The organism is Citrobacter sp. Cpo069 (genome assembly GCF_030332785.1).
GTDB classification, from domain to species: Bacteria; Pseudomonadota; Gammaproteobacteria; order Enterobacterales; family Enterobacteriaceae; genus Citrobacter; species Citrobacter portucalensis.
In genome coordinates, this window is the sequence record NZ_JAOWHD010000056.1 from 47,345 (window position 1) to 60,079 (window position 12,735).

Consider the following 12,735-nt stretch of genomic DNA (forward strand, 5'->3'; position numbering starts at 1 on the left):
GCAATATTAAAATCACAACAGGGACGTCAGAACGTCACTGTCTTACTGTTCCGGTAAGACAGTGAAAGACAGGCTTACCGGAAAGGGTTGTTTCTCCATCTCGGGAGAGGGGTGGGATCGGGATCCATATAGCCTCCGGTAAGTGAATGATTTGCGCCGCGGATTATACGCAGAAAACCATAAGGTTTGTGGCAATTATGGCGGTATGATAAACCATGGAAACTAAACCAAACGTATACCAGACTTTGCCCATTGCGCCGCGCTTGAGTAAAGTTATTCTCTATTTGGCATAACTTCACACGCAACACGGGAAAACAGGATGCAAAATCGGCTGACCATTAAAGACATCGCCCGCTTAAGCGGTGTGGGAAAATCAACCGTTTCCCGTGTGCTCAACAATGAAAGCGGCGTGAGTGAACGCACCCGCGAACGCGTTGAGGCGGTGATGAATCAGCACGGTTTTTCCCCTTCCCGCTCCGCACGCGCCATGCGCGGACAAAGCGACAAGGTGGTGGCGATTATCGTCACGCGTCTGGACTCGCTTTCGGAAAATCTCGCCGTGCAGACCATGCTGCCCGCCTTTTATGAACAGGGCTACGATCCGATCATGATGGAAAGCCAGTTCTCGCCCGAGCTGGTTGAAGAACATCTCGGCATGCTCAGACGCCGCAACATTGATGGCGTGGTGCTGTTTGGTTTTACCGGCATTACTGAAGCCATGCTCGCCTCCTGGCAGGATTCTCTGGTGCTGCTGGCTAGAGATGCCAAAGGCTTTGCCTCCGTCTGCTATGACGATGAGGGTGCCATTCGTACCCTGATGCAGCGTTTATACGAACGCGAGCATCGCCATATTAGCTTTCTTGGTGTTCCGCATAGCGATGTGACCACTGGTAAACGCCGCCATGAGGCCTACCTGGTATTCTGTAAAAAACACAAACTACATCCTGTGGCCGCGCTGCCGGGTCTGGCCATGAAGCAGGGCTATGAGCAGGCCGCCAACGTCATCACCCCGGAAACCACTGCCTTAGTCTGTGCGACGGATACCCTTGCCCTTGGCGTCAGCAAATACCTGCAGGAGCAGCGGATTGAGAACCTGCAGCTGGCGAGCGTGGGCAGCACGCCGCTGATGAAATTCCTCCATCCGGAAATTATCACCGTCGATCCAGGATACGCCGAAGCCGGGCGACAAGCGGCCTCGCAGCTGATCGAACAGATCAACGGCCGCAGCGAACCACGACAAATCGTTATTCCTTCCACCCTCTCCTGATCGCTTTCTGAGCATTAATTTGTGATCTTCGCTGCGTTTCGGGAACGTTCCCATTTTTAAATATTCATCGAAGATATACTCTGGCGCCAACAACGAGAGAGTTGCCGAATGACGACGCAACAGCGTCTTTTCCGGTCTACGGGGAACACACACCATCATGAGCAAAATAAAACAAGCAGACATCGACCGGCTGATTGAGCTGGTTGGCGGGCGCGACAATATCGCTACGGTGAGTCACTGCATTACTCGCCTGCGTTTTGTGCTGAATCAGCCTGCAAACGCCAGACCGAAAGAGATCGAATTGTTGCCAATGGTCAAAGGCTGCTTCACCAACGCCGGGCAGTTTCAGGTAGTAATTGGCACCGAGGTGGGCGATTACTACAAAGCGCTGTTGGCGACCACCGGACAAGCCAGTGCCGACAAAGAGCAGGCAAAGAAAGCGGCGCGGCAGAACATGAAGTGGCACGAGCAGCTGATTTCTCACTTCGCGGAGATCTTCTTCCCTCTGCTGCCAGCACTGATTAGCGGCGGCCTTATCTTAGGTTTCCGTAACGTGATCGGCGATCTGCCCATGAGTAACGGGCAGACGCTAGCGCAGATGCATCCTTCGCTGAAAACCCTCTATGACTTCCTGTGGCTGATTGGCGAAGCGATCTTCTTCTATTTGCCGGTCGGGATTTGTTGGTCGGCGGTCAAGAAAATGGGCGGTACGCCGATCCTCGGTATTGTGCTGGGCGTGACCCTGGTTTCTCCGCAACTGATGAACGCCTATTTGCTCGGTCAGCAGGTGCCGGACGTGTGGAACTTCGGCCTGTTCAGCATTGAGAAAGTGGGCTACCAGGCGCAGGTCATTCCGGCACTGTTGGCCGGGCTGGCGCTCGGGTTTATTGAAACACGCATGAAGCGCATCGTCCCGGATTACCTGTATCTGGTGATCGTCCCGGTGTGCTCGCTGATCCTTGCGGTATTCCTTGCGCATGCCTTTATCGGTCCATTTGGCCGCATGATTGGCGACGGTGTCGCGTTTGCGGTCCGTCATCTGCTGACCGGCAGTTTTGCTCCGATTGGCGCGGCGCTGTTCGGCTTCCTGTACGCCCCGCTGGTGATCACCGGTGTGCATCAGACCACGCTGGCTATCGACATGCAGATGATTCAGAGCATGGGCGGCACGCCGGTATGGCCACTGATCGCACTGTCGAATATCGCTCAGGCCTCTGCGGTGGTCGGGATCATTATCTCCAGTCGCAAACACAACGAACGTGAAATTTCCGTTCCAGCTGCGATCTCCGCCTATCTCGGGGTAACTGAACCAGCGATGTACGGGATCAACCTGAAATACCGCTTCCCAATGCTGTGCGCGATGATCGGCTCCGGTCTCGCCGGACTGCTGTGCGGCCTGAACGGTGTGCTGGCGAACGGGATTGGCGTCGGCGGTTTGCCGGGCATTCTCTCCATCCAGCCGACTTACTGGCAGGTCTTTGGCATGGCGATGGTCATTGCGATTGTCATCCCAATGGTACTGACCTCATTCGTTTACCAGCGTAAACACCGTCTGGGCACATTACAGATTGTCTAACTTTTCTTCGGGGCGCAGTTGCGCCCCAGCGTATTTCCAGGAAACAACCATGAATATTCCCCACTGGTGGCAAAACGGCGTTATCTATCAGGTTTACCCCAAGAGTTTTCAGGACACCACCGGCAGCGGCACCGGAGATTTACGCGGCGTGACGCAGCGCCTCGACTATTTGCAAAAGCTGGGCGTTGATGCCATCTGGCTGACGCCGTTCTATATTTCGCCGCAGGTTGATAACGGTTACGACGTCGCAGACTACACATCTGTCGATCCGGCCTACGGCACGCTGGAAGACTTTGACGAACTGGTGGCGCAGGCGAAAGCGCGCGGCATCCGTATTATTCTCGACATGGTGTTTAACCACACCTCAACCCAGCACGCCTGGTTTCGTGAAGCGCTGGATAAAGACAGCCCGTATCGTCAGTTTTATTTCTGGCGCGATGGCACGCCAGACTGCCCGCCAAATAACTGGCGCTCCAAGTTTGGCGGCAACGCCTGGGGCTGGCACGCCGAAAGCGAGCAGTACTATCTGCACCTCTTTGCTCCGGAGCAAGCCGACCTGAACTGGGAAAACCCGGCGGTACGCGCCGAGCTAAAGAAAGTATGCGAGTTTTGGGCCGATCGCGGCGTGGACGGACTGCGCCTCGACGTGGTGAATCTTATCTCTAAAGACCAGGACTTCCCGAACGATCCCGACGGCGATGGACGCCGTTTTTATACCGACGGCCCGCGCGCGCATGAATTTTTGCGTGAGATGAACCGCGATGTTTTTACCCCACGCAACCTGATGACGGTCGGCGAAATGTCTTCCACTACGCTGGAACATTGCCAGCAGTACGCCGCACAAGATGGTAGTGAACTGTCGATGACCTTTAACTTCCACCACCTGAAAGTGGATTATCCCAACGGTGAGAAGTGGACGTTAGCAAAACCCGATTATGTGGCGCTAAAAACCCTGTTCCGCCACTGGCAGCAGGGCATGCACAATCAGGCCTGGAACGCGCTGTTCTGGTGTAACCACGATCAGCCGCGCATCGTGTCGCGTTTTGGCGATGAAGGTAAATACCGCGTTCCGTCGGCCAAAATGCTGGCGATGGTGCTGCATGGCATGCAGGGCACCCCCTACATCTACCAGGGTGAAGAGATTGGCATGACCAACCCGCATTTCCGCCAGATTACCGATTATCGCGATGTGGAAAGCCATAACATGTTTGCCGAGTTGAACGGCCAGGGACGCGATGCGCAAGAACTGCTGGCTATCCTCGCCAGTAAATCACGCGATAACAGCCGTACGCCGATGCAATGGGATGCCAGCAAACACGCGGGCTTCACCCCCGGCGAGCCGTGGATCAATCTGTGTGACAACGCAGCAGACATCAACGTAGCGGCAGCACTGAACGATACCGACTCGGTGTTCTACACCTATCAGAAGCTGATCGCCTTGCGCAAAGCGGAGCCGGTTATCACCTGGGGCGACTACCAGGATCTGCTACGGGACAGCCCGCATCTGTGGTGCTATCAACGAGAGTGGCAAGGGCAGCGGCTGCTGGTCATTGCCAATCTGAGCGATACCTTCCAGAGCTGGCAGCCAGCCCAGACCGACGGAAACTGGCACGTGCTGATGCACAACTATGCCGAGGTTGCCAGCCAACCTGGGGAAATGACACTGCGTCCTTTTGAGGCCGTCTGGTGGGTGCAAAAATAGCTTGCAATTATGTTCAGGCCCGGTACGCATAGCGCTACCGGGCGTTGCTATATACGCTTAGCTTAGCTTCCTGTTTTTGTTGAATAATTAATCAGAATTTTCTGCCCACAATTTACAATCGCTGTACTGCCCGTCATCTGTACGCTCCGATTTTTACTTTGCGCTACATCAAATAAATCGTAAACATCCTTGATGCAAATCACTACATATAGAACTTAAAATGCACGCCGACCCAATATGTTGTATTAATCGACTACAATTGCTACAACTACAGTGCACCGTTTAACGGTGGAATTGTGGATAAAGTGGGTCAGGATTGCGGGAAGTCATTGGCCAGATAGATGAATAAAGCCATGGCCGCTTCTCCAACCTCTGTGGATAACCTGTTCTTATAAATATGGAGTGATCATGACACCGCATGTGATGAAACGAGATGGCTGTAAAGTGCCGTTTAAATCAGAGCGCATCAAAGAAGCCATTCTGCGTGCAGCTAAAGCAGCGGGAGTCGATGACGCAGATTACTGTGCCACCGTCGCAGAAGTCGTTAGTAGCCAGATGAATGAGCGCAGCCAGGTCGATATCAACGAGATCCAGACAGCGGTAGAAAACCAGCTGATGTCTGGTCCGTACAAACAACTCGCCCGTGCGTACATCGAATATCGCCACGACCGTGATATACAGCGTGAAAAACGTGGCCGTCTGAACCAGGAAATTCGTGGTCTGGTTGAGCAAACCAACTCTGCTCTGCTGAACGAAAACGCCAACAAAGACAGCAAAGTGATCCCGACCCAGCGCGACCTGCTGGCCGGTATCGTCGCCAAACACTATGCGCGTCAACACCTGCTGCCGCGTGATGTCGTCCAGGCGCACGAGCGTGGTGATATTCACTATCACGATCTCGACTACTCTCCGTTCTTCCCAATGTTTAACTGCATGCTGATCGACCTGAAAGGTATGCTGACGCAGGGCTTTAAGATGGGTAACGCGGAGATTGAGCCGCCAAAATCCATCTCCACCGCGACGGCCGTCACCGCGCAAATTATCGCGCAGGTTGCCAGCCATATTTATGGCGGTACCACCATTAACCGTATTGACGAAGTTCTCGCACCGTTCGTGACCGAGAGCTTTAATAAGCATCGCAAAACCGCTGAAGAGTGGCAGATCCCAGATGCCGACGGTTATGCGCATTCCCGTACCGAGAAAGAGTGCTACGACGCATTCCAGTCCCTTGAGTATGAAGTGAATACCCTGCATACCGCCAACGGTCAGACGCCGTTCGTTACCTTCGGTTTCGGCCTGGGAACCAGCTGGGAATCGCGTTTGATCCAGCAGTCCATTCTGCGTAACCGCATTGCTGGCCTGGGTAAAAATCGTAAAACCGCCGTGTTCCCGAAACTGGTGTTTGCGATTCGTGACGGTCTGAACCACAAGTTTGGCGATCCGAACTATGACATCAAGCAGCTGGCGCTGGAGTGCGCGAGCAAGCGTATGTATCCGGATATCCTGAACTACGATCAGGTGGTTAAAGTGACCGGCTCCTTCAAAACGCCGATGGGCTGCCGCAGCTTCCTGGGCGTATGGGAAAACGAGAACGGCGAACAGGTCCACGATGGCCGTAACAACCTCGGCGTTATCAGCCTTAACCTGCCGCGTATCGCGCTGGAAGCTCATGGCGATGAAACCACCTTCTGGAAACTGCTCGACGACCGTCTGATCCTGGCGCGTAAAGCGCTGATGACCCGCATTGCGCGTCTGGAAGGCGTGAAGGCCCGCGTTGCACCAATCCTGTATATGGAAGGGGCCTGCGGCGTGCGTCTGAAAGCAGACGATGACGTGTCAGAAATCTTTAAAAACGGCCGCGCGTCGATTTCTCTGGGTTACATTGGCATTCACGAAACCATCAACGCGCTGTTTGGCGACAAACACTTGTACGACAGCGAGCAGCTTCGCGCTAAAGCTATCGCCATTGTGGAACGTCTGCGTCAGGCGGTCGATCAATGGAAAGACGAAACCGGCTACGGCTTTAGTCTGTACAGTACACCAAGTGAAAACCTGTGCGATCGTTTCTGCCGTCTGGATACCGCCGAGTTTGGCGTGGTGCCGGGTGTTACCGACAAAGGTTACTACACCAACAGCTTCCACCTCGACGTGGAGAAAAAGGTTAACCCGTACGACAAGATCGATTTTGAAGCGCCGTACCCGCCGCTGGCGAACGGAGGTTTCATTTGCTACGGCGAGTACCCGAACATTCAGCACAACCTGAAAGCACTGGAAGACGTCTGGGATTACAGCTATCAGCACGTGCCGTATTACGGGACCAACACGCCAATCGATGAATGCTACGAGTGCGGCTTTACCGGTGAGTTCGAGTGCACCAGCAAAGGCTTTACCTGCCCGAAATGTGGTAACCACGACGCCGCGCGCGTGTCGGTCACCCGCCGCGTATGCGGTTATTTAGGCAGCCCGGACGCTCGTCCGTTTAACGCCGGTAAGCAGGAAGAAGTGAAGCGCCGCGTTAAGCATTTAGGTAATGGGCAGATAGGTTAATTTCGACAGTATTATTGTCTGGCGATGTGACGCTTTTCGCAAAGCAATTGGCGCCAGGACAAGGCGGCAAGCAAGCGAATCCCGGGGAGCTTACATAAGTAAGTGACCCGGGAGAGTGAGCGCAGACAACGCAGTAATGGCGTCAATTGAGAAGCGAAAATGCGATACCATCAATACTATCCTGTCGATATCGTTAACGGCCCCGGCACTCGCTGCACCCTGTTTGTGTCGGGATGCGTGCATGAATGCCCTGGCTGCTATAACAAAAGCACCTGGCGACTCAATTCCGGCCAGCCGTTTACCAAAGAGTTGGAAGACAAGATCATTGCCGATCTGAACGACACGCGAATCCCTCGCCAGGGTATTTCGCTGTCCGGCGGCGATCCGCTGCATCCGCAAAACGTGCCGGATATCCTGCAACTGGTACAGCGTATTCACGCTGAGTGTCCGGGGAAAGATATCTGGGTGTGGACCGGCTACAAGCTTGATGAACTCAACGCCGCGCAAATGCAGGTGGTGGATCTCATCAACGTGCTGGTCGATGGTAAATTTGTGCAGGATCTTAAAGACCCGTCGCTGATCTGGCGCGGTAGCAGCAACCAGGTTGTACATCATTTGCGTTAACTTTCAGGCGGTAAATATTCTGTTATCCGCCTCTCAAAAACGGCTCACACACTCCATCGCAACCGCTTTGAACTCGGTGAAATTGCGACACGCGCAGAGTCGCGTCATCGCGCGTTCGCGCAGGAAGGTGACGAAGATATCGTAGATAGCCATCGCCTCTTCGTATTCACTCTTGCTGATAGCGAGCAAGAAGATCACGTGGGCCGTTTCATCTCCCCAGGCGATACCCTGCGGGGCGAGGATGGTGTAGACCACCGTTTTCTTTGCCAGCAGACCAAGGGCGTGCGGCAAGGCAATGCTGTCACCCAGCATGGTGCTGACGATGGCCTCGCGCTCAACCACCGAATCAAGAAACTCCGCGTCGACAAAACCTTCATCCTGCAACTGACGGCATAAGGTTTTGAACAACGTTTGTTGATCCATTGGCTCGTCAATCACACGAAAATGGGCGGCATCGAAGAATTTGTTCAACATCCACGGACGGGTTCTGTCGACCAGCACCAGTTTGCCAATCTGCTCCAGCTGATAATCGGTAGGGAACGGCGCAATCATCACCACCGGTTTATCTTTTTCACCAATCCGCGCGGTAGAGATAACAAAATCTTCGCTGATGCTTTCCCGCTGTTCGTAGTCGCGAAGCGTTACGGTATCGACGATCTCTATCTGCGGATACTTTCGCGCCAATACCGCTTCAATCATCCGCGCCATCGCATTTCCGGCATCGCATACCAGCAGAACCTTCGGCTGTCTCTGGTAACCGATGTTGTAACTACGCTCCAGCCCGACGCCAATATGCAGCACGAGGAAGCCAATCTCATTTTCACTGATGGTGTACGGCGTATATTTTCCCCATCCCGAGACGGCGGCCAGCGTCATGTCCCACGCCATGGGGTAGTGCTGTTTAATATTTTCCAACAGCGGATTGGGGATCATTATCTGGTAACGCACCCGGGTGATCATCGTCTTAATATGCGTCAGCAGGTCAGCATGCAACTGTTTATCATTCAACAGGTTGTAGTTGTACTGGGTGTTGATAAAACGCAGGATGTAATTGACCAACGCTTCGTCATCATCCGCATTGATAGCACTGGGCGCGATCTCCTGAACCTGGCGGGCAGCAATATGCACCTGTAGCCAGTTTTCTTCGGAAACGGAAAGCGGTTTGTCTGCCAGGCGGTGCAGTACCGCCGCGATTTCCCGCGTGGCCAGGCACACCGATTGATCGGCCTCTTCTGCGGCAAAATCCGGGAGTGGATATCCTTCGCTAATCCGCCGTACCGCCACCGCGCAGTACAAGCGTAAAAACAGCTCGCCCTCATCGGTCAGACGAATATGGAAACGGGCAAAAATGTCCTGCAAAACGGGTTGCAACTGTTCAGGGAGCCCCGCATTCAGCGCTTCTTGCGTCACTAACGGGTGCTGCGGATCCTGCTGCGCCAGCGTCCACAGCAGATCGGTCAAACAGGCGCGGATCGCCATTTCGCTGCCGAACAGCTTCATGCCGTGACGGGGACGCGTTTCCAGCGTCAGATGATAACGTTGCAGATGCTCGCGCACCTCAGCCATATCGTTTTGCAGCGTCGCTCGGCTGATAAACCATTCATCAGCTAAATCTTCCAGCTTCAGCGAGAAAGCCGACGTCAGAAAACGCACCACCAGCCAGTGTATCCGTTCCTGGCTGGTGCGTGGGATGCGCAGCAACGTATTGGGCTGCTGCGTTTGCAGGGTGTGAAAGCTTGCCGGGTCATCAATTTTGAGCTGATAACCATTACCCCGGCTGAGGACAAACTGTGCGCCGTACTGGGTGAGCAGCGCGTTTAGCGCGGTGATATCCGCCCGTACGGTGCGTGTGGAAACCGACAACCGCTGCGCCAGCTCGTCCTGTGGAAGCGCTTCGTTTTGCAACATGTCAAACAGCTGTGCTAAACGTTGGTTGGGGAATCGCACGTCAGTTTCCTCATCTGTCAGTTAGCCTACGCAGGCCCGGGTCATCGCCATCAGCTGGCGTACGTCGTCCGGACGAGTGTTACCACTCACCTTATCAATAATCGAACTATAGATGTGAGGAATGATTTTACTCACTCCGGCATCGAGGGCAATTTGCAGGATTTCAGTGAAATTATCCAGATCGATACCGCCGGTTGGCTCCAGCCAGAAGTCATGACGGGCGCAGGCCTGCGCGACCGCAATGTACTCGTCACGGCATTTCAGGCCGCCCATCGGGAAGTATTTAATTGAGCTACCGCCCATGTCTTTGAGCAGCGCAATCGCGGTTTCTATCGGTACAATACCTTCCGGCGACTGGCTGCTTAGCGGACCAGTGGAGATTTTCACCCTGCCCGGCGTGCCGGTTGGCGAGACCAGACCGTTGACCACTGTCTCCTGCTGGCCCAGCAGCGCGCGACTGGTAGCCACGCCGGTAAAGACCTGATTGACATGTTGTGGCTGCACCTGACGGGAGATTTCACTGACCATCGCCGACTGGTTAGGATCGCCCGCCCCCAGCCCCACGGAGAGCGCATTGTCGATAAGGGCCGCGTATTCACGCATATCCGCTACTGCGCTTGCGACATCCGGGTAATTTTTTGACAACACACCAACCAGCACGTGTCCTTCCGCCGCCGCATAAATATCCCGGGCATTTTCTTTGGAGCCTGCCAGCACGTTCAGGCAGACGCGGTCGCGATAAAAGTTAGGGGTCAGTTTCATGCGTTTTTCTCCTGCGAAATCACTTCACCAATTCGACGGGCCACAATCTCCAGCTGCGCGCGATCGACGCTGCGCACATCGGCTTCGATAATGCCTTCATTGGCTTTGTAACCACGGAAGTAAATCGCGTACTCCCCCTGTTTCAGCGCGTCGACCAGTTCCCCCGTGGCGATCCCGGTTACCGCTTCATCAAACTTAATTTCCGTCCGTGCGATGTCGCGCCCTGCACTATCCCACACCACGCGGGCGCTCACGCCGTTAAGCTGGTTCAACGCATTAATGAACGGCGTCATTTTCTCGACCATCTCCGCGCCGCTCTCTTTCTGCGCGTTCAGATACAGTTCGATGGCGCAGGTCAGTCCAAGAATTCCCTCTTTGCCCACCTTCATCGCCCGGCCAATCCCCGCCGTCTGGCGCTTCACCCACTCAACATATTGGGTTTTACCAATCACCAGACCGCTGGTTGGTCCTTCTATCGCCTTGGCGCCGCTATAAATCACCAGATCTGCACCAACCCGGTAGTAGCACTGCAAATCCTCTTCCGCCGCCGCGTCCACTATCAGCGGCAGATTATGCGTACGCGCCACCACCGCAGCCTGCTCCACGCTGAGCATACTTTTCTGGACGCAGTGGTGAGATTTGATATACAGAATGGCCGCCGTACGCGGTGTAATGGCCGCCGCCAGCTGTGCCGCGGAACATTCGTTGGCATAACCGGCTTCCACTAACTTGCCGCCGCCAAGCGCTACCATGGTGCCCACCGGTGCGCCAAAGTTGACGTTGTGACCTCTGGGCAGCACGATTTCGTTGTTCTCGATGGGCGTGACGTGCAGGTTCTCCAGCAGCCAGTCGCTGTCTTTAACCAATACGCCAGCCACCGACAGGGCGATCCCGGCCGATGCGCAAGAGACAACCGTTGCCCCCTCCACTTCCAGTAATTTCGCGATGTAGTCGCCGGTTTTATTGACCAGGTCTTTCATCTCGAAATATTGGTTCATCCCCGCCATCGCGGCTTCAACCACTTCTGGTCGCGGCGTGGAAACGCCGAGCGCCGTCATGCGGCCGGAGGTATTAATCACCTGTTTTAAATCGTATTTCTCAAAAATCGAAGGCATGTTCCGCGCTCCCTTGTTCGGTCATATAGCCCTTGCCCGCACGTATTGCGGCAAGCGGCACCAGCAGTTGTTCAGCCTGCAGGCTGTCGTTTTCTGCATCTACCAGCACGGTTGGCTGGCGCTTAAGCGTAAAGAGGGTTAAATCGGCATCCAGACCGATCTGCAGCCGCCCCTTCTGTTTCAGGCGCAGACCATCGGCGGCATTGGCGGTAACGCATTCAATGACCTGCGGAAGCGACATCCCAATGGCGAGGAATTTCGACATCACATTCGCCAGGGAATGCACCGGGCCGCTGATACGGTTACGACAGTAAATATCGGAGCTAATGGTGTGCGGCAAAATACCCAGTTCGATAGCGCGTTTTGCCACCGCAAAACTCAGGCTGGCGGTGCCATGCCCAACGTCCAGACGCACGCCGCGTGAAATCGCCCGCGTCACTGACGCTCGTAGCTCACCTTGCGGTGTCAGAATGCGATTCGGCTTACCGTTGTAACAGTGGGTAATGATGTCACCCGCGCTCAGGCGCTCGGCGATCTCATCCAGGTCCGGCGGGTTGTTGCCGATGTGCACCATCAGCGGCAGGTCACCGTTCTGCGCTTGCATCGCTTTGGCGCGATCCAGCGGCGTGATGCCATTTTCACCGACTACGCTGCTGCTCATACGTGCCTTCAGACCGACGATAAAATCAGGGTGGCGTTTCACCGCCTCTCGCACCGCATCAGCGTCAATATTGACCATGTTGGCCAGCTCGTTCTGGGCAATAAGCCCAACGCGGGAGATATTCAGCAACGCGTACACTTCGGTGGCAGCTTCCCGGGTCAGGGTGTAAAAATCGTCGATGTCATCCGCCCCGGTGCTGCCCGCATCCACTACGGTAGTGACACCGGTCGCAATACCAACGCTATCCGGCTGGTCGTGGTAAATCGGGGATTTCGGGTAGCAATGAACGTGGGAGTCAATCCAGCCTGCGCTGACGTAGCACTCACCGCCCAGCTCGATGGTTTTCAGCGCCGGACCATCAACGTCACCCAACGCCGCTATCTTGCCGTCTTTGAGCGCAATATCGCTCACCGTATCGTCAACGAGGCGCGCACGGCGCAGGAGTAAATCAAACATGTCTCTCTCTCCTGTTGAAATGGGGGCGGTCGTGTAGGCCTGATAAGCGCAGCGCCATCAGGCGTCATTGCCGGATGG

General features: G+C 54.9%; 10 protein-coding genes. 5 read left to right on the top strand and 5 right to left on the bottom strand.

All coding sequences use genetic code 11. The features are described 5' to 3' along the window. Positions 1 to 74: 74 nt before the first annotated feature. Positions 75 to 128, bottom strand: a complete 54-nt coding sequence (gene mgtL / locus OGY08_RS25215; protein ID WP_223240846.1) for a mgtA regulatory leader peptide MgtL — start codon at positions 126 to 128, stop codon at positions 75 to 77. 191 nt (positions 129 to 319) lie between these two features. Here mgtL and treR point away from each other — a divergent pair, with 191 nt between their 5' ends. From treR to nrdG, 5 genes are all read left to right on the top strand, one after another. Next, positions 320 to 1,267: a trehalose operon repressor TreR gene (gene treR, locus OGY08_RS14745; RefSeq protein WP_125363017.1), complete on the top strand. Its 948-nt coding sequence runs from the start codon at positions 320 to 322 to the stop codon at positions 1,265 to 1,267. A gap of 157 nt (positions 1,268 to 1,424) precedes the next feature. After that, on the top strand, positions 1,425 to 2,843 hold the full coding sequence (treB, locus tag OGY08_RS14750) for a PTS trehalose transporter subunit IIBC (protein ID WP_048215055.1): 1,419 nt from the start codon (positions 1,425 to 1,427) through the stop codon (positions 2,841 to 2,843). 49 nt (positions 2,844 to 2,892) lie between these two features. Next, complete coding sequence (treC, locus tag OGY08_RS14755) at positions 2,893 to 4,545, top strand: alpha,alpha-phosphotrehalase (protein WP_286565978.1); 1,653 nt, start codon at positions 2,893 to 2,895, stop codon at positions 4,543 to 4,545. Positions 4,546 to 4,953: 408 nt separating this feature from the next. Further along, a complete protein-coding gene (gene nrdD, locus OGY08_RS14760) occupies positions 4,954 to 7,092 on the top strand; it encodes an anaerobic ribonucleoside-triphosphate reductase (RefSeq protein ID WP_048215057.1) in 2,139 nt (712 codons plus the stop codon). A gap of 159 nt (positions 7,093 to 7,251) precedes the next feature. Further along, positions 7,252 to 7,716 carry an anaerobic ribonucleoside-triphosphate reductase-activating protein gene (gene nrdG / locus OGY08_RS14765; RefSeq protein WP_125363015.1) on the top strand — a complete coding sequence of 155 codons (465 nt, stop codon included), beginning with the start codon at positions 7,252 to 7,254 and terminating at the stop codon, positions 7,714 to 7,716. Between the two features lie 33 nt (positions 7,717 to 7,749). Here nrdG and OGY08_RS14770 read toward each other — a convergent pair whose 3' ends face one another. The 4 genes from OGY08_RS14770 to OGY08_RS14785 are packed head-to-tail and all read right to left on the bottom strand — an operon-like array spanning position 7,750 to position 12,657. Beyond that, positions 7,750 to 9,663 (bottom strand): BglG family transcription antiterminator, encoded by a 1,914-nt coding sequence (locus OGY08_RS14770; protein WP_125363014.1) that lies wholly within the window; start codon positions 9,661 to 9,663, stop codon positions 7,750 to 7,752. Positions 9,664 to 9,684: 21 nt separating this feature from the next. Next, the gene (dagF, locus tag OGY08_RS14775) at positions 9,685 to 10,425 is read right to left on the bottom strand and encodes a 2-dehydro-3-deoxy-phosphogluconate aldolase (RefSeq protein ID WP_125363013.1); all 741 of its coding nucleotides are present in this window, start codon (positions 10,423 to 10,425) and stop codon (positions 9,685 to 9,687) included. Beyond that, entirely contained in the window at positions 10,422 to 11,540 is a 1,119-nt protein-coding gene (locus tag OGY08_RS14780) for a DgaE family pyridoxal phosphate-dependent ammonia lyase (protein ID WP_032942188.1), read from the bottom strand. The genes dagF and OGY08_RS14780 overlap by 4 nt, the downstream gene beginning before the upstream one ends. After that, positions 11,524 to 12,657 carry an amidohydrolase/deacetylase family metallohydrolase gene (locus OGY08_RS14785; RefSeq protein WP_008786044.1) on the bottom strand — a complete coding sequence of 378 codons (1,134 nt, stop codon included), beginning with the start codon at positions 12,655 to 12,657 and terminating at the stop codon, positions 11,524 to 11,526. Before OGY08_RS14785 ends, OGY08_RS14780 begins: the two co-directional genes overlap by 17 nt. Positions 12,658 to 12,735 lie beyond the last annotated feature (78 nt).